24 protein-coding genes are annotated in these 22,005 nt (G+C 67.7%); all 24 read right to left on the reverse strand.

What is annotated here, in order from left to right:
* Nucleotide 1: 1 nt before the first annotated feature.
* A complete protein-coding gene (gene nuoH / locus DDZ14_RS01860) occupies nt 2-1,039 on the reverse strand; it encodes an NADH-quinone oxidoreductase subunit NuoH (RefSeq protein ID WP_109423250.1) in 1,038 nt (345 codons plus the stop codon).
* Nucleotides 1,040-1,054: 15 nt separating this feature from the next.
* Entirely contained in the window at nt 1,055-1,468 is a 414-nt protein-coding gene (locus DDZ14_RS01865) for a hypothetical protein (protein WP_109423251.1), read from the reverse strand.
* 6 nt (nt 1,469-1,474) lie between these two features.
* On the reverse strand, nt 1,475-3,493 hold the full coding sequence (gene nuoG / locus DDZ14_RS01870) for an NADH-quinone oxidoreductase subunit NuoG (protein WP_109423252.1): 2,019 nt from the start codon (nt 3,491-3,493) through the stop codon (nt 1,475-1,477).
* Between the two features lie 108 nt (nt 3,494-3,601).
* A complete protein-coding gene (locus tag DDZ14_RS01875; protein ID WP_109423253.1) occupies nt 3,602-3,964 on the reverse strand; it encodes a hypothetical protein in 363 nt (120 codons plus the stop codon).
* Nucleotides 3,961-5,256, reverse strand: coding sequence for an NADH-quinone oxidoreductase subunit NuoF (gene nuoF, locus DDZ14_RS01880; RefSeq protein ID WP_109423254.1), 1,296 nt, complete (start codon nt 5,254-5,256; stop codon nt 3,961-3,963). The genes DDZ14_RS01875 and nuoF overlap by 4 nt, the downstream gene beginning before the upstream one ends.
* 3 nt (nt 5,257-5,259) lie before the next feature.
* On the reverse strand, nt 5,260-5,484 hold the full coding sequence (locus DDZ14_RS01885) for a DUF5337 domain-containing protein (protein WP_369914383.1): 225 nt from the start codon (nt 5,482-5,484) through the stop codon (nt 5,260-5,262).
* Nucleotides 5,485-5,486: 2 nt separating this feature from the next.
* Complete coding sequence (locus DDZ14_RS20205) at nt 5,487-6,182, reverse strand: hypothetical protein (protein ID WP_369914309.1); 696 nt, start codon at nt 6,180-6,182, stop codon at nt 5,487-5,489.
* A gap of 139 nt (nt 6,183-6,321) precedes the next feature.
* Nucleotides 6,322-7,473: an NADH-quinone oxidoreductase subunit E gene (locus tag DDZ14_RS01895; protein ID WP_109423255.1), complete on the reverse strand. Its 1,152-nt coding sequence runs from the start codon at nt 7,471-7,473 to the stop codon at nt 6,322-6,324.
* A complete protein-coding gene (locus DDZ14_RS01900; protein ID WP_109423256.1) occupies nt 7,473-8,273 on the reverse strand; it encodes a hypothetical protein in 801 nt (266 codons plus the stop codon). Before DDZ14_RS01900 ends, DDZ14_RS01895 begins: the two co-directional genes overlap by 1 nt.
* Nucleotides 8,270-9,481: an NADH-quinone oxidoreductase subunit D gene (locus DDZ14_RS01905; protein WP_109423257.1), complete on the reverse strand. Its 1,212-nt coding sequence runs from the start codon at nt 9,479-9,481 to the stop codon at nt 8,270-8,272. The genes DDZ14_RS01900 and DDZ14_RS01905 overlap by 4 nt, the downstream gene beginning before the upstream one ends.
* On the reverse strand, nt 9,481-9,687 hold the full coding sequence (locus DDZ14_RS01910) for a hypothetical protein (RefSeq protein ID WP_233252439.1): 207 nt from the start codon (nt 9,685-9,687) through the stop codon (nt 9,481-9,483). The genes DDZ14_RS01905 and DDZ14_RS01910 overlap by 1 nt, the downstream gene beginning before the upstream one ends.
* Nucleotides 9,684-10,289, reverse strand: coding sequence for an NADH-quinone oxidoreductase subunit C (locus tag DDZ14_RS01915; protein WP_109423258.1), 606 nt, complete (start codon nt 10,287-10,289; stop codon nt 9,684-9,686). The genes DDZ14_RS01910 and DDZ14_RS01915 overlap by 4 nt, the downstream gene beginning before the upstream one ends.
* A 9-nt stretch (nt 10,290-10,298) precedes the next feature.
* Complete coding sequence (locus tag DDZ14_RS01920) at nt 10,299-10,832, reverse strand: NADH-quinone oxidoreductase subunit B family protein (RefSeq protein ID WP_109423259.1); 534 nt, start codon at nt 10,830-10,832, stop codon at nt 10,299-10,301.
* On the reverse strand, nt 10,823-11,188 hold the full coding sequence (locus DDZ14_RS01925; RefSeq protein ID WP_109423260.1) for an NADH-quinone oxidoreductase subunit A: 366 nt from the start codon (nt 11,186-11,188) through the stop codon (nt 10,823-10,825). The genes DDZ14_RS01920 and DDZ14_RS01925 overlap by 10 nt, the downstream gene beginning before the upstream one ends.
* Before the next feature lie 118 nt (nt 11,189-11,306).
* Nucleotides 11,307-12,086: a crotonase/enoyl-CoA hydratase family protein gene (locus tag DDZ14_RS01930; RefSeq protein ID WP_109423261.1), complete on the reverse strand. Its 780-nt coding sequence runs from the start codon at nt 12,084-12,086 to the stop codon at nt 11,307-11,309.
* Between the two features lie 15 nt (nt 12,087-12,101).
* Nucleotides 12,102-12,956 (reverse strand): hydroxymethylglutaryl-CoA lyase, encoded by an 855-nt coding sequence (locus DDZ14_RS01935; protein WP_109423262.1) that lies wholly within the window; start codon nt 12,954-12,956, stop codon nt 12,102-12,104.
* Nucleotides 12,949-13,611 (reverse strand): glutathione S-transferase family protein, encoded by a 663-nt coding sequence (locus tag DDZ14_RS01940; RefSeq protein ID WP_109423263.1) that lies wholly within the window; start codon nt 13,609-13,611, stop codon nt 12,949-12,951. Before DDZ14_RS01940 ends, DDZ14_RS01935 begins: the two co-directional genes overlap by 8 nt.
* Nucleotides 13,608-15,560, reverse strand: a complete 1,953-nt coding sequence (locus DDZ14_RS01945; RefSeq protein WP_109423264.1) for an acetyl/propionyl/methylcrotonyl-CoA carboxylase subunit alpha — start codon at nt 15,558-15,560, stop codon at nt 13,608-13,610. Before DDZ14_RS01945 ends, DDZ14_RS01940 begins: the two co-directional genes overlap by 4 nt.
* Nucleotides 15,560-16,057, reverse strand: coding sequence for an O-acetyl-ADP-ribose deacetylase (locus tag DDZ14_RS01950; RefSeq protein ID WP_109423265.1), 498 nt, complete (start codon nt 16,055-16,057; stop codon nt 15,560-15,562). Before DDZ14_RS01950 ends, DDZ14_RS01945 begins: the two co-directional genes overlap by 1 nt.
* Nucleotides 16,057-17,031 carry a nitronate monooxygenase family protein gene (locus tag DDZ14_RS01955; RefSeq protein WP_109423266.1) on the reverse strand — a complete coding sequence of 325 codons (975 nt, stop codon included), beginning with the start codon at nt 17,029-17,031 and terminating at the stop codon, nt 16,057-16,059. Before DDZ14_RS01955 ends, DDZ14_RS01950 begins: the two co-directional genes overlap by 1 nt.
* A 34-nt stretch (nt 17,032-17,065) precedes the next feature.
* A complete protein-coding gene (locus DDZ14_RS01960; protein WP_109423267.1) occupies nt 17,066-18,670 on the reverse strand; it encodes a carboxyl transferase domain-containing protein in 1,605 nt (534 codons plus the stop codon).
* A gap of 72 nt (nt 18,671-18,742) precedes the next feature.
* Nucleotides 18,743-19,501, reverse strand: a complete 759-nt coding sequence (locus DDZ14_RS01965) for a flavodoxin family protein (RefSeq protein ID WP_109423268.1) — start codon at nt 19,499-19,501, stop codon at nt 18,743-18,745.
* Between the two features lie 28 nt (nt 19,502-19,529).
* Nucleotides 19,530-20,693, reverse strand: coding sequence for an acyl-CoA dehydrogenase family protein (locus DDZ14_RS01970; protein WP_109423269.1), 1,164 nt, complete (start codon nt 20,691-20,693; stop codon nt 19,530-19,532).
* 105 nt (nt 20,694-20,798) lie between these two features.
* A complete protein-coding gene (locus tag DDZ14_RS01975; protein ID WP_109423444.1) occupies nt 20,799-22,001 on the reverse strand; it encodes a DegT/DnrJ/EryC1/StrS aminotransferase family protein in 1,203 nt (400 codons plus the stop codon).
* Nucleotides 22,002-22,005 lie beyond the last annotated feature (4 nt).

Here is a 22,005-nt window from a genome sequence, read left to right on the forward strand (position 1 = left end):
GTCAGCCTCCCAGGGTCCAGCGGGCATAGGCGCCGCCGAACCAGCCGTATTGTGCGAAGAATGCCACGATCACCACCCAGGCCAGCGACATCGGCAGGAAGACCTTCCAGCCCAGCCGCATCAGCTGGTCGTAGCGGTAGCGTGGCGTGATGGCCTTGACCATCGCGAAGAGGAAGAAAAAAACCGACATCTTGGCGACCATCCAGAAGGCACCGTCGGGCAGGCCGGGGATGGGGCTGAGCCAGCCGCCGAAGAAGAGCAGGCTCATCAGCGCGCACATCAGGAAGATGGCGATATATTCACCGGCCATGAAAAGCAGGAAGGGCGTCGAGGAATATTCGACCTGGTAGCCCGCGACCAGTTCCGACTCCGCCTCGGGCAGGTCGAAGGGCGGGCGGTTGGTCTCGGCCAGTGCGGAGACGAAGAAGAGCGCCACCATCGGCAGATGCGGCAGCCAGTACCAGGAGAAGAAGCCGTAGCGTCCGTCCTGCGCCTCGACGATGGCGGTGAAGTTGAGCGACCCGGTGGAGATAAGCACGCCCACGATGATGAAGCCGATCGACACCTCGTAGGAGATCATCTGCGCGGCCGAGCGCAGGCTGCCCAGGAACGGATATTTCGAGTTCGACGCCCAGCCGCCCATGATCACGCCATAGACCTCCAGCGAGCCGATAGCGAAGACATAGAGGACCGCCACGTTGATGTCGGCCAGAACCCAGCCCGGCGCGAAGGGGATCACAGCCCAGGCAAGAATCGCCAGAACGAAGGACAGCAGCGGCGCGAGCAGGAACACCGCCTTGTCGGATCCGGCGGGGATCACGACCTCCTTGACCACGTATTTCAGCGCGTCCGCGACGGTCTGCAAAAGTCCGAAGACGCCCACCACGTTGGGTCCCCGGCGCATCTGCACCGCGGCCCAGATCTTGCGGTCGCCATAGACCAGGAAGAGCAGCGAGATCATCACGAAACCCGTGACCGCCAGGCATTGCGCCAGGATGATCACGAAAGTTCCGAGCCCTGTCTGGAAAAACTCAGCCATGTTCCCTCTCGCCTCTCAAACCGTCGGTATGCCTTTTTGCGCGCAGTCCGCAACCGCCTCGCGGGCGTCGATAATGCGCAGCCCGCGCGGCCGGTCCGCCGAGACGGTATAAACCGCATCTCCGCGCCAAAGGCCACCGTCTTCTTCCACATTCGTGCGCAGATGCCGCGCGAAGCCGTAGCCCCGGTTCAGAGCATGGCCCGCGGTCGCGCATTTGCCGTATTCGGCCACCTCGGCGCGGTCGCGCGCGCCGCGCATAGACAGCCGGATATTGATCAGGTCGCTGTCCAGCAACCGGGCCTCGGCGCCCAGATATTGCGGCGAAGCAGCGGCGCGGTCGGCCTGCGCACCCTCCCCGGACGCACAGGCCGACAGCCCGCCCGCCAGCACCAGCGCCAGTCCCGCCCGGATATGGATCAGCGCCCCCATCGTGCGCTACTCGGCCGCCACGCCCAGCCCACCGCGGGCACGGGCATTGGCGCTGAGTTCCGCCATCAGGCTGGAGGCCCGCGCGATCGGGTTGGTCAGGTAGAAGTCCCGCACCGCCTGACGGAAGTCCCCGCGGCCCAGCTTGCCGGGCTCCAGAGGCTGCCAGCGGTTCTCGGGCACGCTGTCGATCTCCGCCAGATGGCCCACCTCCGCCACCAGCGCGCGGCGCAGCGCGGCCAGGTTGTCATAGGGCAGCGTTGCCTCCAACTCGGCCGAGAGGGCGCGAAGTATGGCCCAGTTCTCCTTGGCGTCGCCCGGAGGGAAACCGGCGCGCAGCGCCAGTTGCGGGCGGCCTTCGGTATTGACGAAGAGTCCCTGCTCCTCGGTATAGGCGGCACCGGGCAAGATCACGTCGGCGCGGTGCGCGCCGCGGTCGCCGTGGCTGCCCTGGTAGATCACGAAGGGACCCTCGGCGATCTCCAATTCGTCGGCGCCGAGATTGTAGATCACCTCCGCCCCGTCCAGCGCCGCGCCGATGCCGCCTTCGGTGGTGCAGCCCGCATCCATCGCGCCGACACGGCCCACGGCCGTGTGCAGCACCAGCAGGCCCGCCCCGGTCTGGTCGGCCAGCTTCATCGCGGCGGCCAGCACCGCCTCGCCGTCATCGTCCTGCAGTGCGCCCTGCCCGACGATAACGATGGACGGCTCGTCGCGTTTTGCGCCGTGGTCCCCGTCAAGCAACCCTTGCAGCGCCTTCCGATCGGTGCCGGCATGGTTGTACTCATAGGTCAGGTCCACCGCCGCGCCCACCAAGGTAACGTCGGCGCCCGCCGTCCACGCCTTGCGGATGCGCGCGTTGAGCACCGGGGCCTCGGCGCGGGGATTGGTGCCGATCAGCGTGATGCGGCGGGCGCTGTCGATATCCTCGATCGCCGCTGTGCCGACATAGCCCGACCGGTTGCCCGCCGGCAGCTTGGCACCGTCGGTGCGGCATTCCACCGTGCCGCCCTGCCCCTCGACCAACTGGCGCAGCGCAAAAGCCGCCTCGACCGGGGCCAGATCGCCCACCAGCCCAGCAACCTTGCGGTCCTTCATCGCCTGCGCCGCGGCGGCCAGCGCCTCGGCCCAGCTTGCCGGCCTCAGCTTGCCGTTCTCGCGCAGATAGGGCCGGTCCAGCCGCTGCTTGCGCAGCCCGTCCCAGACGAAGCGGGTCTTGTCGGAAATCCATTCCTCGTTCACGCCGTCATGGTTGCGGGGCAGGATGCGCATCACCTCGCGCCCCTTGGTGTCGACCCGGATCGAGGCACCCATCGCGTCCATCACGTCGATGGTTTCGGTTTTCTTGAGTTCCCAGGGCCGCGCGGTGAAGGCATAGGGCTTGGAGACCAGCGCGCCCACCGGGCAGAGGTCGATGATGTTGCCCTGCAACTCGCTGTCGATCAACTCGCCCAGATAGGTGGTGATCTCGGCATCCTCGCCGCGGCCGGTCTGCCCCATCACGGTCACGCCCGCCACCTCGGAGGTGAAGCGCACACAGCGCGTGCAGGAGATGCAGCGCGTCATATGGGTCTCGACCAGCGGCCCCAGATCGAGGTCCTCGGAGGCGCGCTTGGGTTCGCGGTATCGGCTGAAGTCCACCCCGTACGCCATTGCCTGGTCTTGAAGATCGCATTCCCCGCCCTGATCGCAGATCGGGCAGTCAAGCGGGTGGTTGATGAGCAGGAACTCCATCACCCCCTCGCGCGCCTTCTTGACCATGGGCGAGTTGGTGCGGACCACCGGCGGCTCCCCCTCGGGGCCGGGCCGCAGGTCGCGCACCTGCATCGCGCAGCTTGCCGCGGGCTTGGGCGGGCCGCCCACGACCTCGACCAGGCACATCCGGCAATTGCCCGCGATGCTGAGCCGTTCGTGATAGCAGAAGCGCGGGATCTCCACCCCGGCCTGTTCGCAGGCCTGGATGAGCGTCATCGCCGGATCGACCTCGATCTCGGTGTCGTCGATGATGATCTTGCGAAGATCAGACATGGCTTGCGTCCCTTTGCGTCAGCATGCGGACCCGTCCGGCCGGGCGCATCGCGCCCCGCTGCCGGACCGGCCCGCAGGTTCCTCTTTTCGTTCCGTCACCGCGTTCGGTCATGACCGGCACCGCCCCCGAAAGACCATTGCGTTGCCCTCGATCGGCTCGGCGATCTCGCCGGTGGCCGGGTCGATCACCCAATCCACCTCCGACGAGCCGATGCGCCCGATGCAATGCTGGGTCGCAGCATAGCGCGCCTCGGCCCGGATCTCGCGGATATCGGCCAGGACCGGCGTCACGCGGATACGGAAATTCCGCTTGTCGCCCAGCGTTGTCAGCTTCGCCTCCACGCCGCGGCCCTGGGTTTTCGTGTCCGGCCCGAACGGGTTGAGCCGGGCGACCGAATCCCCCAGCCGGGCGCAGCCCGCACCCAGCGTCAGCCCTGCGAGCAGAGAGGCTATGACAAGGGTCCGGGTCACTCGGCGGCCACCGCGCTGTTGCGTGCCATCCGCTTGCCCTTGATGCGGTCCTCGATCTCGTCGCGGAAATGCCGGATCAGACCCTGAATCGGCCAGGCCGCCGCATCGCCCAGCGCGCAGATCGTGTGGCCCTCGACCTGCTTGGAGACATCGAGCAGCATGTCGATCTCCTCGGGCTCGGCGTCGCCGGTCACGAGGCGGTCCATCACCCGCATCATCCAGCCCGTGCCTTCGCGGCAGGGCGTACACTGGCCGCAGCTTTCATGCTTGTAGAACTTCGACAGCCGCCAGATCGCCTTCACCACATCGGTGGACTGATCCATCACGATCACCGCCGCCGTTCCCAGGCCCGAGCGCTGTTCGCGCAGCCAGTCGAAATCCATGATCGCATCGTCGCAGAGCGAGCCCGGCAGGCAGGGCACCGACGAGCCGCCGGGGATCACCGCCTTGAGGTTGTCCCAGCCGCCGCGCACGCCGCCGCAATGGCGGTCCAGAAGCTCGCGCAGGGTGATCGACATCTCCTCCTCGACCACGCAGGGGTTGTTCACATGGCCCGAGATCGCGAAGACCTTGGTGCCGGAATTGTTGGGCCGTCCCATGCCTGCGAACCACTGCGCGCCGCGCCGCAGGATCGTGGGCACCACAGCGATGGATTCCACGTTGTTCACCGTCGTCGGGCAGCCGTAGAGCCCCGCGCCCGCCGGGAAGGGCGGCTTCATGCGCGGCATGCCCTTCTTGCCTTCGAGGCTTTCCAGCAGCGCCGTTTCCTCGCCGCAGATATAGGCGCCCGCGCCGTGATGCAGGTAGAGGTCGAAATCCCAGCCCGACCCGGCGGCGTTGCGCCCCAGCAGGCCCGCGTCATAGGCCTCGTCGATGGCAGCCTGCAGCGCCTCGCGTTCGCGGATATACTCGCCGCGCAGATAGATGTAGCAGGTGTTGGAATTCATCGCGAAGGAGGCGATCAGGCAGCCCTCGATCAGCGTATGCGGATCGTGGCGCATGATCTCGCGGTCCTTGCAGGTGCCGGGTTCCGACTCGTCGGCATTCACCACCAGATAGGCCGGCCGGCCGTCGCTTTCCTTGGGCATGAAGGACCATTTCAGGCCGGTCGGGAAGCCCGCACCGCCGCGCCCGCGCAGGCCCGAGGCCTTCATCTCGTCGACGATCCAGTCGCGCCCCTTGGCGATGATCGCGGCGGTGCCGTCCCAATGCCCGCGGGCGCGTGCGCCTTTCAGCGTACGGTCATGCATACCGTAGAGATTGGTAAAGATGCGGTCTTCGTCCTTGAGCATGCCCTACTCTCCATCTTCCCGGCGTTGCCGCCAGACCCTGTAAAGGACGACGAGCGCCCAGAAAAACGCGGCCAGCGCGGCCAGATCGAAAAGGAAGGCGTAACGCGGTGGCAGGCCCAGCCGGCCGCCCAGGAAGGACGCCGCCATCCACAGGATCATCGTCACGATGATGACCCCGGCGGCCAGCCGCATCTGCGTGCGGTGTGCGCTCCTGTCTTCCGTCTTCACGGTCAATACACGTCGCCCTTGTCGACCTTCTTCGAAAATTCCGTCTCGCCACCCTGGGCGAGGATGCGGGCCTGCTCGACCCAGTTGTCGCGCTCCACGCGGCCCTTGAAGCCCCGAAGATTGGCGTCCACCCAGGCGGCGTCGTCGGCGCTCCAGCCCGCGATCTGGTCGAAATGCCAGAAGCCCAGGCTGTTGAGTTGCGCCTCCAGCTTGGGGCCGACCCCCTTGATCCGCTTGAGATCGTCCGCCTGGCTGCCGCGCGGGGCTTCCAGCCGCTCCGGCGCGCCCGTCCCGGACGCGGCCTCACCGGGCTGCGGCGCGGGTGGCTCGTCGCGGTCGAAAGGCGAGGGCACCGGCACCACGCCGGCTGCCGCGCTCTCGGCCATGGCGCGTTCGTGCGGCGTCTCCGCCACGTCCGCCGTGCTAGTCTCGATCCTGCCGGGCTCATCCTCCTTCGCCACATTGCCCTTCACGCCACGCGCGACCCGGCCCTCCGACTGCACATCGGCGCCGCCGCAGACAAACCGGATCAGCAGCCAGCCCGCGGCGATCGCCCCCGCGACGCCGAGCACGAAAGCCAGCAGTCCCGGCATGTCGAGACCCGCCGCGAAGAGCCAGACCGCGATCAGGCCCAGCACGACCGCCGCAACCCAGCATTTCGTGCGGCACGCCGCAGCATCGGAATTCAGCTCTGGCATCTCTCTCTCCCCCCTATGTCGCAATGCGCCACGCCGCGCTCGGCAGAGCCCGGCTGCGCACCGCCCCTGCGGTGTCCTGCCTGCCCGTCTCTCTGCCTTGCCGTCATAAGCACAACTCGTTCTTCAGGGGCGGGGGCGATCAGTAAATGTCGCCCTTCTCTACCCGTTTGGAAAATTCGGTCTCGCCACCCTCGGCGAGCGTCCTGGCCTGTTCGACCCAGCCGTCGCGGCTGACGCGGCCCTTGAAACCCTTGAGGTTCTCGTCGACCCAGGCGACCTCCTCCGCGCCCCAGGCGGCCACCTGCGCGAAATGGAACACGCCCAGCTCATGGAGCTGCTTTTCCAGCGCCGGGCCCACACCCTTGATCTGTTTCAGATCGTCGGGCTGTCCACCTTCCGGCGCCGGGAGCGCCGGCGGCCGGATACCCGGCCCGGCATCGGCCGGACCTTGCGCTACGCTGCCGGTGTCGGGCTTGGCGCGGGGTTTCTCGCGCGCCTCCTGTTCGGTCACGCCGGTCCCGTTCACGGGCTTGCCGCGCGCGGGCCTCGGATCGGCCGCTTTGCGGCGCGTGCCCTTCATCTCGTCACCCAGCCAGGGCGTCAGAACCGGCATCTCGCTGCCGTCGATTCGCTTCACGGTATCGCCCAGTTCGACTGCGCGCGCGACGGAGGCGTTGTATTGCGTGCGCCCGCTCTCGAACTCGGTCAGGCTGGTCAGCCCGGCCAGCGGCTCCGAGGCGTAGCGGCCGTTCTGCGGACCCGGCACCGGAACCTTGCCCGCCGCCAACTCATCGAGGATTTCACCGAAGCGCGCGGCGGTCAGATCCTCGTAGTAATCCTTGCCGATCTGGGCCATCGGCGCGTTGGAGCAGGCGCCCAGGCATTCCACCTCTTCCCAGCTGAATCGACCGTCGGCGGACAACTCATGCGGGTTGGCGGCGATCTTGTCACGGCAGACCGCGATCAGATCCTCGGCGCCGCAGATCATGCAGGAGGTCGTGCCGCAGACCTGCACATGCGCGACCGAGCCCACGGGCGCGAGTTGGAACATGAAATAGAAGGTCGCCACTTCCAGCGCGCGGATATGGGCCATGCCCAGCATGTCGGCGATATGCTCGATCGCAGGGCGCGACAGCCAGCCTTCCTGCTCCTGCGCGCGCCACAGCAGCGGGATCACAGCGCTGGCCTGGCGGCCCTCGGGAAATTTGGTGATCTGCGCCTCGGCCCATTTCTGGTTGGCCTTGGTGAAGGCGAAGCTCTCCGGCTGGTCGTGATGCAGTCTGCGCAGCATTACTCGCAAACCTCCTTGTGAAGGGTCAAACGGTCGTCGTCGGACATCGTCGCCGCGCCGCTCGCGATGAGATCCTGGACGATGGCGCGCACGATGCGCGGCTCGAAGCCGGCCTCGTCAAGCTGCACCTGCGCCTCAGAGCGGGTGAGCGAACAATCGACAGAGGCCATGTAGTCGATGAATTTCCCACGCGCCGCATCCATATCCGTCGCGGCGTCCTCCACCTCGCGGTTATGCGCGTCCGCGGCAACGATCTCGGCCGAGAGGCCGGCGAACTTCTCGCACAGGCCCTGCTCCAGATAGACCGTGCGCTCGTCCTCCGAGAGCGACACCTCGGCCATCGAGACCATGCGCGCCATCAGGAGCCGCACCTCCTGCATCTCCACGCCGACGCGCGGCAGCAGGAAGGCGGCCTGTTTGCTGTCCATCTTGCAGCCATTGTCGGCGAGCACCGCGAAGAACCGTTCACGGCCGGTGAAACCCGGCCCGGACGGACAGTCGCCGCCGAAAACCACGAGCTGGCCGTCGAGAATGCGCGCGCGCCCGGTCTCGATCAGTTGCCGGGTCAGCGCCTTGGTCTCCGTCTTGTCCGGGAACCCGGCCTCGGGATAGACGAGGTCCGCCCGCCGGTTGGTCATGCGGCAGTCATTGGCCTTGATGACATCGACGAAAGCCTCAACCCGTTCCGGCGACACCGCCGTTTCGGCGCGCAGGGGAAGCGCGGCCAGCGCCGCCAGCAGCAGCGCCGCGAGAGCCCCCGCGCCGCGACGCGCAGCAAGGTGGCGCGCGCCCGATCTCACCTGTCGATCTCCCCGAAGACCACGTCCATCGTGCCAATGATTGCGGCCACGTCGGCCAGCTGGTGGCCACCCGCGACATGGTCCATCGCCTGGAGATGCAGGAAGCCCGGCGCACGCAGCTTGGCGCGGTAGGGCCGGTTCGTCCCGTCGGCGACCATGTAGACGCCGAATTCTCCCTTCGGCGCCTCGACCGCGGCATAAACCTCGCCCGGCGGCACGTGGAAGCCCTCGGTGTAGAGCTTGAAGTGATGGATCAGCGCCTCCATCGAGGTCTTCATCTCGGTCCGCTCGGGCGGGGATATCTTGCCGCGCGCCATCACCGGTCCGGGCTCCGCCCGCAGCTTCTCGATGGCCTGGAGGATGATCTTAACGCTCTCGCGCATCTCCGCCATGCGGCAGAGGTACCGGTCGAAACAATCGCCGTTCTTGCCCACCGGCACCTTGAACTCGAACTCGTCGTAGCATTCGTAGGGCTGCGCGCGCCGCAGGTCCCAGGCCAGGCCCGAGCCGCGCACCATCACGCCGGAAAAGCCCCAGTCGAGGACGTCCTGCTCGCTCACCACGCCGATATCGACATTGCGCTGCTTGAAAACCCGGTTCTCGGTCAGAAGCTCGTCGATATCGTCGAGCACGGCAGGGAAGGTGCCGCACCATTCCTCGATGTCATCGAGCAGTTCCTCGGGCAGGTCCTGATGCACACCGCCGGGCCGGAAATAGGCCGCGTGCAGGCGCGCCCCGCAGGCGCGCTCGTAGAAGATCATCAGCTTCTCGCGCTCCTCGAAACCCCAGAGCGGCGGGGTCAGCGCGCCCACGTCCATCGCCTGCGTGGTGACGTTGAGCAGATGGCTCAGCACACGCCCGATCTCGGAATAGAGCACCCGGATCAACTGGCCGCGCCGCGGCACGGGCGTGCCGGTCAGCCGTTCGATCGCCAGGCACCAGGCATGTTCCTGGTTCATCGGCGCCACGTAGTCGAGCCGGTCGAGATAGGGCAGGTTCTGCAGGTAGGTGCGGCTTTCCATCAGCTTCTCGGTGCCGCGGTGCAGCAGGCCGATATGCGGATCGCAGCGTTCCACGATCTCGCCGTCAAGTTCCAGCACCAGCCGCAGAACGCCGTGTGCAGCAGGGTGTTGCGGGCCGAAGTTGATGTTGAAGTTGCGGATTTTCTGCTCGCCCGTCTGGGCGTCTTCGAATTTCGTTCCGTCCATCACGCCCGGCCCCCCAGTTTGTCGCGGAAAGCCATGATCCAAAGCAGGATCAGCGCACCGAGCGGGATAATCGCCACCAGCGAAATCCAGTTCGGAATGCCGAATTTCGGCAGCAGCCGCCAGAACGGCACAACCACGAGAATGGCGTAGATCAGCAGCCAGACCAGACCGCCGCCGCCCATGCCGCCATAGGCCGATCCCATCATTTCGCCCCCTCCTTCTCGTCACCCGGCAGGATGTATTCCGCCCCCTCCCAGGGAGACATGAAATCGAACATCCGGTATTCCTGCACCAGCTTCACCGGCTCGTAGACGACGCGCTTCTGCTCCTCGTCATAACGCAGCTCGGTATAGCCTGTGGTGGGGAAGTCCTTGCGCAGCGGATGGCCGCGGAAGCCGTAATCGGTGAGGATGCGGCGCAGGTCCGGGTGGCCCGAGAAGAGGATGCCGAACATGTCGAAGACCTCGCGCTCGAACCAGTTGGCGCACGGGTAAAGATCGGTGATCGAGGCGACCTTGGTCTCCTCGCGCACCTTGATCCTCACGCGGATGCGGTGGTTCCGGTACATCGACAGGAAATGATAGACCACGTCGAAACGCTTCTCCCGCTCCGGGTGGTCGACCGCGGTGATGTCCACGAGGGTCGTGAACTGACAGGCCCGGTCGGTCTTGAGATACTCGACGAACCCGACAAGGTCGCTGGCGCCGATGGTGACGGTCAACTCGCCCAGGGCGATCTCCGACGCGCTGACCGCATCGGGCTGCTTGGCCTCGATCTGGGCGGCCAGTTCCTGAAGTGCCTCGCTCATCTCGCCCCCTTATCTGACGATCGTGCCGGTGCGGCGGATCTTGCGCTGCAATTGCAGGATGCCGTAGACGAGTGCCTCCGCCGTCGGCGGGCAGCCGGGCACATAGATGTCCACCGGCACGATCCGGTCGCAGCCGCGCACCACGGAATAGCTGTAGTGATAATAGCCGCCGCCATTGGCGCAGGACCCCATCGAGATCACATAACGCGGCTCGGGCATCTGGTCGTAGACCTTCCGGAGCGCGGGCGCCATCTTGTTACAAAGCGTCCCGGCCACGATCATCAGGTCGGACTGGCGCGGGCTGGCGCGCGGCGCCGTGCCGAAACGCTCCAGATCGTAGCGCGGCATGGAGGAATGCATCATCTCCACCGCGCAGCAGGCCAGGCCGAAGGTCATCCAGTGCAGCGACCCGGTGCGCGCCCAGTTGATGATGTCCTCGGTCGAGGTAACGAGGAAGCCCTTGTCCTGAAGCTCGCGGTTGAGCGTCTGGGTGGCGACCTCGGGGTCGCGGCCGGCGGAATTGGCTGTCGTGCTCACTCCCATTCCAGCGCTCCTTTCTTCCATTCATAGGCGAAGCCGATGGTCAGCACCGCCAGGAACACCATCATCGACCAGAAGCCCAGCAGCCCGACATCCTGGAACGCGACCGACCAGGGAAAGAGAAAGGCCACTTCCAGGTCGAAGATGATGAACAGGATCGCAACCAGGTAGTATCGCACGTCGAACTTCATCCGCGCGTCGTCGAAGGCGTTGAAGCCGCATTCGTAGGCCGAAACCTTCTCGGGGTCCGGGTCCGATGGCGCCAGCATCACCGCCGCCAGGATCAGGACCAGGCCAAGTCCGACGGCAACGCCCAGAAACACGAGGATGGGGAGATATTCTCTCAGCAGCTCTTCCACGCGGCGCTCCTTCTGCGGCTGACCTGTCCCAGCGGTTTAAACCCGCGTCCGGGGGAGGTCAACAGAACGCCACCCACATTGGGGCCGATATGACGCGCCAAATCGGGGACTTGGCGGCTCAGCCGGCCCAGCGCGGCTTGCGTTTGCCGAAGAAGGCGTCGATTCCCTCCACCGCCTCGTCGGTCTCCCACGCCGCGACAAGCTGGTCGATCGTGGCCGCGATAACCGCCTCGTCGATGTTTGGACCCAGCATTCGCGCCAGCCGCTTGGAGGCCGCCACCGCACCCGGCGCGCAGGCCAGGTAAGGTACGACCTCGGCCTCCACCGCCGCATCCAGCGCCTCGGGCGCGACAACGCGCGCCAGGAGCCCCAGTTCTACCGCCTCGGCCGCATCGAAGAGCCGCGAGGACATGAAGACCCGCCGTGCCCGCGCTTCGCCCATCCGGGCGATCACATAGGGCGAGATAGTGGCCGGGATCAGACCCAGCCGGGTCTCCGTCAGCCCGAAGGTCGCGCCCTCGGCGCCCAGAGCCACGTCGCAGACAGACATCATGCCGACGCCGCCGCCGAACGCGTTGGCGTGGACCCGCCCGATCAACGGCTGCGGCAGGGTGTTGAGCGCGTGCAACATCCGCGCCAGCTTCGTAGCCTCGGCGCGGCGGGTTTCGGCATCGGCCTGCATCTGCGCGCGCATCCAGCCCAGATCGCCGCCGGCGCAAAAGCTGCGCCCCTCGGCGGCCAGCACCACAACGCGGATCGCACCGTCGCCGGCGATGCGCGCCGCAGCCTGCGTCAGTTCCGCGATCATCTGCGCGGACAGCGCGTTGTGCTTCCCGGCCCGCGCGAGGGTCAGCGTCGCCACCCCGCGCCCGTCCACATCCAGCCTGACCGTGTCCATCGCGTTCTCCCCGCTCTATTGCGCCCGCATCACGCGGGCCATCTCCGCCGCCGCCAGCAGCCGCGCGCGGTCCAGCCCGGTTGCGTATCCCAGCGCTTCCAGCCGCTCCTGCACCGCCTCGCTGGCCACGTTGCCGGTGGCGCCCTTGGCATAGGGGCAGCCGCCCAGCCCGCCCACGGCGGCATCGAAGACCCGCAGGCCGCGATCGAGCGAGACCTCGATATTCTCCAGTGCGCGGCGGCCGGTATCGTGATAATGGCCCGCCAGCCGGCCGGCCGGCACTTCGCCCAGCACCGCGTCGAGCATCGCTGCAATGGTCTCGGGCGTACCCTGCCCGATCGTGTCGCCCAGGCTGATCTCGTAGCAACCCATGTCGCGCAGCGCCGCGGCCACGCGCGCCACCGACCCCGGCGGCGTCGGGCCGTCATAGGGGCAGTCGGTGACGCAGGAGATATAGCCGCGCACCGGCACCCCATCGGCCGACGCGGCCTCGGCCACCGGACGGAAACGTTCCAGGCTTTCGGCGATGGAGGCGTTGATATTGGCGCGCGAGAACCCCTCCGAGGCCGAACCGAAGATCGCTACCTCGTCGGCACGGGCGGCGCGGGCGCGCTCGTAGCCCTTCATGTTGGGGGTCAGCGCGGCATAGCGCACCCCCGGCGCGCGGTCGATCCCCGCCAGCACCTCGGCCCCGTCGGCCATCTGCGGCACCCATTTGGGGCTGACGAAGCTTGCCACCTCGATGCGCCGGAACCCGCAGGCCGAGAGCGCGTCGACAAGTGCGATCTTCTCGGCCGCAGGGATCATCCGGGCCTCGTTCTGCAACCCGTCGCGCGGGCCGACCTCGAAAATCTCCACCGTCTCAGTCATCCGGGGCCTCGTAGAAATCGCGGGTGTAGATCTGGCTCTCTCCATCCTCGGCAAGGGCCGCGCGGAAGGCGGGGCGCCGCGCCAGCCGCGCGTGATAGGCCTTGACGTTGGGCAGCCAGTCGAGCGGCACGAACCGGCGCGCGATCTCGACGCCGTAGCCCACATTCGTGTCCACCGCCGAAAACCCCGAGGGCAGGAGCCAGTCATGCCGTGCGACAACCCGTTCCACGACCTCCAGCACCTTTTCCAGCCGCTTGGCCTCCAGCCGCATGACGGTGGGCGAACGCATTTGGTCCTCGCGCAGCACGATATGCTGCTGGGTCAGGTTCGCGATATGCTGGCCGATGGTTTCCGCGAAATGCAGCCATTCGAGCCATTCCAGGCGTTCGGCGTCGGGCGGCAGCCGGCCCAGCCCCGCCTCGGGCCGGGTCTCGCAGAGATATTCGGTGATCGCTCCGGATTCGAAGAGCACCCGTCCGTCGATCTCCAGCGCCGGCACCCGGCCCGCGGGCGAAAGCGCCAGATAGTCCGGGTCGCGCAGCGAGCGGTCGAAGAAGCTGTGATGGACGACCTCGACCTCCAGCCCCATCTCGTGCATCAGCCAGAGCGTGCGGAATGACCGCGCCTGCGCCACATGGTGCAACCGGGGTTTCATGCCGCGTCCTTCTCTTCCGCCTCGAAACGGATCAGCGCGGCGCCGGCCTCCACCTGCGTGCCCGCGCCGGTCAGCACCTCGGCCACCGTGGCGTCGTGGCTTGCGGTCAGCGTATGCTCCATCTTCATCGCCTCCAGCACCGCCAGGCGCGCGCCCGCTTTCACGGCCTGTCCGGGCTCCACGAAGACCGCCTTGACCATGCCGGGCATCGGCGCCTCGACAATATCGCTGCGCGCGCCGGCGGCCTCGGCCCGTTCCAGCGGGTCGATCATGCGGAACCGGTGCGCCAGCGCGCCGAAAACGCTGATCTCGGCCCCGTCGCGGCGGATGCGGGCGCGCGCCGGGCCATCGTCCACCCACCAGCCGCCGGGCCGCAGATCGCAGTCCATCGCGCTGCCCGCGATCTCCACCGTCACGCGGCCGGGGCCGCGCGGCGCCAGGCGTGCGGCAATCTCCGCCCCGTCATGCTCCAGCAGAAAGGTCTGGCGCAGCGGCGCCCAGAGCGTGAAGCCCTGCAGGGGTTCCGCGCCTGCCTCCAGCCCCGCCGCGGCGAGCGCGGCCAGCGCGACCATCGCGCGCGGCGTCTCGGGGACATGGGTCAGCGCGTCCAGATCACGGCCGATAAGTCCGGTATCGACATCGCCCGCGGCAAAGCCCTCATGCCGGGTCAGGGCCGCGAGGAAGGCCAGGTTGGTCACGCTGCCAACCACCTCGGTCTGCGCCAGCGCGCTTGCCAGACGCCGCAGCGCCACCGCCCGCGTGGGACCATGCACGATCAGCTTGGCGATCATCGGGTCGTAGAAGGGCGAGATCGCGTCGCCCGACCGCACGCCGCTATCGGCGCGCACCCCGTCGGGAAAGCGCAGATGCCTGAGCGTGCCCGTCGCCGGCAGGAACCCCGCCGGCACGTCCTCGGCATAGAGCCGCGCCTCGAAGGCGTGGCCGCCGATGGCGAGCGCCTCCTGACGGACGGGCAGCGGTTCGCCCGCAGCGACGCGCAACTGCCATTCCACCAGATCGACCCCGGTGATTGCCTCGGTCACGGGATGCTCCACCTGAAGGCGGGTGTTCATCTCCATGAACCAGAACCGGTCGGGACGCAGCCCCTGGGAGGCGTCCACGATGAACTCCACCGTGCCCGCGCCCCTGTAGCCGATGGCCCGCGCCGCGCGCACCGCCGCCTCGCCCATCGCCGCGCGCATCTCCGGCGTCATGCCCGGCGCGGGGGCTTCCTCGATCACCTTCTGGTGGCGGCGCTGGAGCGAGCAATCGCGCTCGAAGAGATGCACCGCATCGCTGCCGTCGCCGAAAACCTGCACCTCGATATGGCGCGGCTTGGAGACGAATTTCTCGATCAGCACCGTGTCGTTGCCGAAGGCCGTCCGGGCCTCGCCGCGGGCGCTGGCCAGCGCGTCGGCGAAATCGGCAGGCTTTTCGACCAGCCGCATCCCCTTGCCGCCGCCGCCCGCGACGGCCTTGATCAGGACCGGATAGCCGATCGCATCCGCCGCGCCCGACAGGTGCTCGTCATCCTGGTTGTCGCCGTGATAGCCCGGCACGACGGGCACGCCCGCCTCCTCCATCAGCTTCTTGGCGGCGTCCTTGAGGCCCATCGCGCGGATTGCCGAAGCCGAAGGCCCGATGAAGGTCAGGCCGGCGGCTTCCACGGCGTCCACGAAATCGGGGTTCTCCGACAGGAAGCCATAGCCGGGATGGATCGCCTGAGCCCCGGTGGCCAGCGCGATATCCACGATCCAGTCACCCTTGAGGTAGCTCTCGGCGGGCGGCGGCGGGCCGAGGCGCACCGCCTCGTCGGCCATCTCGACATGGCGCGCCTGCGCGTCGGCGTCCGAGTAGACCGCCACCGTCGCCACGCCCATCGCGCGAGCGGTCTCGATCACCCGGCAGGCGATCTCGCCCCGGTTGGCAATCAGGATCTTGGAAAACATCAGAGCGCCTCCAGTGCCGCGCGGTGATGCTCCGCGTCGGATTCAGAAAAACAGCAGAAGATGACATGCGGCCCGTCCCCGTCGCGCAGCCCGGCGGCGACTGTTTCCACCGCGATCCGCGCCGCCTGATCGGGCGGGTAGCCGTAGACGCCGGTCGAGATCGCCGGAAAGGCCAGCGACGCCGCGCCCAGATCGCGGGCGGCGTCGAGCGCATTGGCATAGCAGGCCGCCAGCAGCGCCGGCTCACCCGCCTCGCCGCCGCTCCAGACCGGTCCGACGGCATGGATCACCCAGCGCGCGCGCAGCCCGTGGCCGCCGGTCACGCGGACCTCGCCAGTGGGGCAGCCGCCCAGGGCACGGCATTCCTCCAGCAGGCCGGGCCCCGCGGCGCGGTGGATCGCGCCATCGACGCCGCCCCCGCCCCTGAGCCCGCTATTGGCCGCGTTCACGATGGCTTCCACGTCGAGCGTGGTGATATCGGCGACGATCACCTCCATCAGCGCAGCGCCCCGTTCCAGCCGCCGTCCAGCAGCGCCTCCGCCCCGTCGGCGATGCGCGCCATGATCTCGGCCACGGGCGGGCGGTCGTGGATCAGGCCCGCGGCCTCGCCCACGAAGGTGTTGGAGGTTTCCGGATCGCCGGCCTCCCAGCCCGCGCGCCAGGCCGCCGCGATTTGCCCCGCGTGGGCCTCCATGCCCTCCGGATCGTCGTGCCAGCGCTCGGTCACCGGGTTGCGGAGCACCCGCGCAGTGTAGCGCTCCGGCCAGTTCAGCCCGCGCGCGCGGTCCATCACGGAAGAGCGGATCGTGTCGTCGCCGGTCGCCGCGATCGCCGCATCGGTCATCGCGTCACTGACCAGGCATTCGCGCGACGCCCAGAGCCGCGAGCCGATCAGCACACCGTCCGCGCACAGCATCAGGCAGGCCGCCAACCCGCGGCCGTCCGCGATGCCTCCGGCGGCCACCAGCAGGGTCTGCGGCGCCTCGCCGGCCAGCCAGTCCGCGACCTCGGGCACCAGGGTCAGCGTCGCGCGGGACTGCCCGTGTCCGCCGGCCTCGCCCCCCTGGGCCACGATCACATCCGCCCCCGCCCCGGCCGCCGCTTGCGCGTCGCGCAGCGTCTGCACCTGGCAGATCAGCGGCACACCCGCGGCCCGCAGCGCCGGCGCGAAAGGCGCGGGATCCCCGAATGACAGGAAGATCGCCGCCGGTTCATGCTCCAGCGCGCGTTCCAGCAGTTCCGGCTGCTCGGCCAGCTTCCAGGTGATGAAGCCGCAGCCCACGGCGGCGTTGCCGGCCTGGGCGAACTCGCGTTCCAGCCAGGCGGGATCGCCATAACCCCCGCCGATGAACCCCAGCCCGCCGGCCCGCGTGACCGCCGCCGCCAGTCGCCCGCCCGCGGCCATCGCCATCGGCGCCGAGAGGATCGGCACGTCGAGCCCGAAGCGCGTGGTCAGTCTGGTCTCGATCATCTTTTCCTCCCGTGGTCCGGGCGCCGCGCGCCTCTCACATCCGGAAGACGCCGAACCGCGTCTCCTCGATCGGCGCGTTGAGGGAGGCGGACAGCGACAGCGCCAGCACGTCGCGGCTCTTGCGCGGGTCGATCACCCCATCGTCCCAGAGTCGTGCCGAGCCGTAAAGCGGGTGGTTCTGTTGCGCGAACATCTCCAGTGTAGGGCGCTTGAACTCGGCCTCCTCCTCCGCCGACCAGCTTCCGCCCGACCGTTCGATTGCGTCGCGCTTGACGGTGGCCAGAACGCCCGCGGCCTGTTCCGCCCCCATGACGGAGACGCGGGAATTGGGCCAGGTCCACAGGAAGCGGGGCGAATAGGCGCGCCCGGCCATGCCGTAATTCCCCGCGCCATAGGAGCCGCCCACGATCATCGTGATCTTGGGCACTTTCGTGGTCGCCACCGCGGTGACCATCTTGGCGCCGTGCCGCGCGATGCCCTCGTTCTCGTAGCGTTTGCCGACCATGAACCCGGTGATATTCTGAAGGAAAACCAGAGGGATGTTGCGCTGGCTGCACAATTCGATGAAATGTGCGCCCTTCACCGCGCTTTCCGAGAAGAGCACGCCATTATTGGCGACGATCCCCACCGGACAGCCCATCAGATGCGCGAAGCCCGTGACCAGCGTCTCGCCGAAACGCGGCTTGAACTCGTCGAAGCGCGAGCCGTCCACCAGCCGCGCGATCACCTCGCGAATGTCGTAGGGTGTGCGCAGGTCGGTCGGCACGACGCCGAAAAGCTCGGCCGGGTCATAAAGCGGATCCTCCGGCGCCTGCCATTGCACGCTGGCCGGGCGGGCGCGGTTGAGATGGCTCAGCGCGCGGCGCGCCAGGGCCAGCGCGTGGGCATCGTCCTCGGCCAGGTAGTCGGCCACGCCCGAGAGCCGCGTATGCGCGTCGCCGCCGCCCAGCTCCTCGGCGCTCACGACTTCGCCCGTGGCGGCCTTCACCAGTGGCGGGCCGGCCAGGAAGATCGTGCCCTGTTCCTTGACGATGATGGTGACATCCGACATTGCCGGAACATAGGCGCCGCCGGCGGTGCAGGACCCCATGACCACGGCGATCTGCGGAATGCCCTTGGCCGACATGTTGGCCTGGTTGAAGAAGATGCGCCCGAAATGGTCGCGGTCGGGGAAGACCTCGTCCTGGTTGGGCAGGTTCGCGCCGCCGCTGTCCACCAGATAGACGCAGGGCAGGTTGCACTGTTCGGCGATCTCCTGGGCGCGCAGGTGTTTCTTGACCGTCATCGGATAATAGGTGCCGCCCTTCACGGTGGCATCGTTGCAGACCACCATGACCTCGGCCCCATGGACCCGCCCGATCCCCGCGATCACACCCGCGCAGGGCGCCGCGCCGTCATACATGCCATGCGCCGCGGTCGCGCCGATCTCCAGGAACGGGCTGCCCGCGTCGAGCAGGTTGGCCACCCGTTCGCGCGGCGGCATCTTGCCGCGCTCGCGGTGGCGGTCGCGGGCCTTCTTGCCGCCGCCTTCCGCCGCCGCGGCAGCCGCCTCGGCGATCTCGGCCAGCGCGGCCTCATGCGCGGCGCGGTTGGCCTGGAACGCGTCGGAGGAGGGGATCACATTGGATTTCAATTGCATGTGCGGGCCTTCAGCTGATCGGCGACGGGATGGGCAGCACCGGGTGGCCGCGTTGGGACAGGCGGCGTGTGCTCATGCCCGATGCTCCGGGTTCTCGAAATCGAAGCGGCAGCCCGCATCCCAGGCGCGCCGGTCGTTACCATGGGCGGGGAAGCCGCCCGCGTCCTTTAGCATCCGCGCCATGTGCAGCAGGTTCCATGTCATGATCGTGGTGTTGCGCTGGGTGAACTCATTGTCGAAACCCGCGCGCCCGCCGTCAACCTCGTCGCCATAGGACGGCCCCGGACCGGCCTCGCCGATCCAGCCGCAATCGGCCTGCGGCGGGATCGCGTATCCCAGATGCGACAGCGCGAAGCCGATGGTCATGGCCGCGTGTTTCACGCCGTCCTCGTTGCCGGTGATGACCGCCCCGCCGGTCTTGCCATAGAAGACCGACTGGCCCTTGTCGTTGAGTTCGCCCGACATGCCATAGAGCCTCTCGATCAGCACCCGGCAGACCGAGCTTTCCTCGCCCAGCCAGAGCGGCGTGCCAATCACCAGAATGTCGGCGGCAAGCACCTTTTTCCAAAGCGCCGGCCAGTCGTCCCGGTCCCAGCCATGGTCCGTCATGTCGGGAAAGACGCCGGGTGGGACGGCATGGTTGAGCAGGTGGATATGCTCCACCCGCACACCGCTTCTGGACATGATTTCCGCCGAGGCATTCAGGAGCAGCTTGGTATGGCTTTCCTCGGGTGTCTTCTTCAGCGTGGTGTTGATGAACAAAGCCCGGATATCCGAGAAATCGGTCCGGTTTTCGGCGCAGAGCTTTTCCTGGCGGTCGTTGAGCGGCATGATCGTCCTCCTGTCCTGCGGCGACGGATCACCCCATCGCCCCCATCATCTCGCGTCCGATCAACATCCGGCGTATCTCGGAGGTTCCCGCGCCAATTTCCATCAGCTTGGCGTCGCGGAAGAGCCGGCTGACCGCGGTGTCGTTCATGAAGCCCGCGCCGCCCATCGCCTGTACCGCCTGATGCGCCTGCTTCATCGCCTCTTCCGAGGAATAGAGCACGCAGGCCGCCGCATCCTGGCGCGTGACCTCGCCCCGGTCGCATGCCGCTGCCACGGCATAGACATAAGCGCGGGCGGAATTCATCGCCGTGTACATGTCGGCGATCTTGCCCTGCATGAGCTGGAACGACCCGATGGGCGCGCCGAATTGCTTGCGCTCGGCGAGATAGGGCATCACCTCGTCCAGGCAGGCGGCCATGATGCCGATGCCGATGCCCGCCAGCACCACGCGCTCGTAATCGAGGCCGGACATCAGAACGCGCACGCCGCGCCCCTCCTCGCCCAGCACGTTCTCGAACGGCACTTCCACATCCTCGAAGATCAACTCGGCCGTGTTGGAGCCGCGCATCCCCAGCTTGTCGAAATGCGGGCTGGTGGAAAACCCCTTCATCGACTTCTCGACGATGAAGGCGGTGATGCCCTTGGAGCCCGCCGCCGGATCCGTCTTGGCATAAACGACCAGCGTGTCGGCGTCGGGGCCGTTGGTGATCCAGTATTTCGTGCCGTTGAGCTTGTAGTACCCATTGCCCTTCTCGGCCTTGAGCTTCATCGACACCACGTCGGAACCCGCACCGGCCTCGGACATGGCCAGCGCGCCCACATGCTCGCCCGACACGAGGCCGGGCAGGTACTTGCGCTTCTGCTCGTCGCTGCCGTTCAGCTTGATCTGGTTGACGCAGAGATTGGAATGCGCGCCATAGGACAGGCTGACCGAGGCCGAGGCACGTGCGATCTCCTCCACCGCGACGACATGGGCCAGATAGGACATGCCGGCGCCGCCGAATTCCTCGGGCACGGTGATGCCCAGCAGGCCCAGTTCGCCCATCTCGCGCCAGAGATCGGGCGGGAAGACATTCGTCGCGTCGATCTCGGCGGCCATCGGCTTCAGCCGCTCCTGCGCCCAGCGCTGCACCATATCGCGCAGCGCCTGGATGTCCTCGCCCAAACCGAATCCCATCGTCGCGGTGAACATGCCCCAGCCTCGCATTAATTGAACGTGTGTTCATTTCTAGCGCAATCGCGGCATCCGGTCAAGCGCCGCCGCGCGTCTGCGGCGGGGGTTCGGCCCCTCCGCCGGTCAGGCCGCGGCGCGGGCGATCCGGGTGGCCTCCCCGCGGACGATCCGGGCGATCAGCGCGCAATCCTCAAGGCTGAAGGTCAGTGGCAGGCGCATGTCCAGAAGCCCGGCCAGAACGCGGTCCGTGCGCGGCAGGCATTGCGGCGGGGCGTACCGCCAACTGTCATGGCGCGAGGTGAAGGCCGCAGGCTCCGCCGCGCCGAACCATTTCAGTTCCACCCCGCGGTCGCGGCAAGCGGCGATGAGCGTTTCGATCGCCTTCGTGCCCAGCCCCGGCATCAGGAACTGGATCGAGGAGCCGACGAAGCCTTCCGCCGCCGGCCGCTGGATGAGGTGAAGGCCCGGCGTGTCGGCAAGCCCCGCCTCGACGGCGCCGTAGCGCGCGTTCCAAGCCGCGCATTGCCCGGCAAGCCGGGCGAGTTGCGGGCGCAGGATCGCGGCCCTGAGATTGTCCATGCGGCCCGAGCAATTCGGCGTTTCGTAGCGGATTGTATCGAATATCTCTGCCGCCGGACCGGCGGGGTGGCGGTCGTAGAACATATAGCTGCCCGAGAACATCGTGGCCCGCGCCATCAGTTCCGCATCGTCGGAGATCAGCAAGCCGCCCTCGCCCGAGTTGACGTGTTTGTAGGTCTGGGTCGAGAAGCACCCAACCCGGCCGAAACGGCCCGAGGGCACGCCCGCCCAACTCGCGCCCATCGTGTGGGCGCAATCCTCCACTACCGTGACACCGGCCCGGTCGCAGAGCGCCATCAGCGCCTCCATGTCGCAGATATGCCCGCGCATATGGCTGAGCATCAGCACGCGGGCACCCGACGCCTCGATCTTCGCGGCCAGATCGTCGAGGTCGATCACCAGCGCCTCGGTCACTTCCACGAAGACCGGCACCGCGCCCGCGCCCGCTATGGCGCCGGGCACCGGGGCGAGGGTGAAGGCATTGGTCAGCACCGGATCGCCCGGCGTCACGCCGCAGGCGCGCAGTGCACAGGTCAGCCCGTAGCCGCCCGACGCGAGGGCCAGGCAATAGCGCGCGCCGGTCAGCGCTGCAAAATCACGCTCCAGCGCGGCGGCCTCGGCCTCCTCGCCGGGCGCGGTGTTGTAGCGGTGCAGCCGCCCGCTGCGCATCACCTCCAACGCGGCCGCGACGGCTTCCTCGGGGATCGGCTCCTGCTGTGTGAAACTGCCGGTGAAAACCTCCGCCATGCGC

Origin of the sequence: Maritimibacter sp. 55A14 (assembly GCF_003122205.1) — a bacterium.
GTDB lineage: Bacteria > Pseudomonadota > Alphaproteobacteria > Rhodobacterales > Rhodobacteraceae > QEYE01.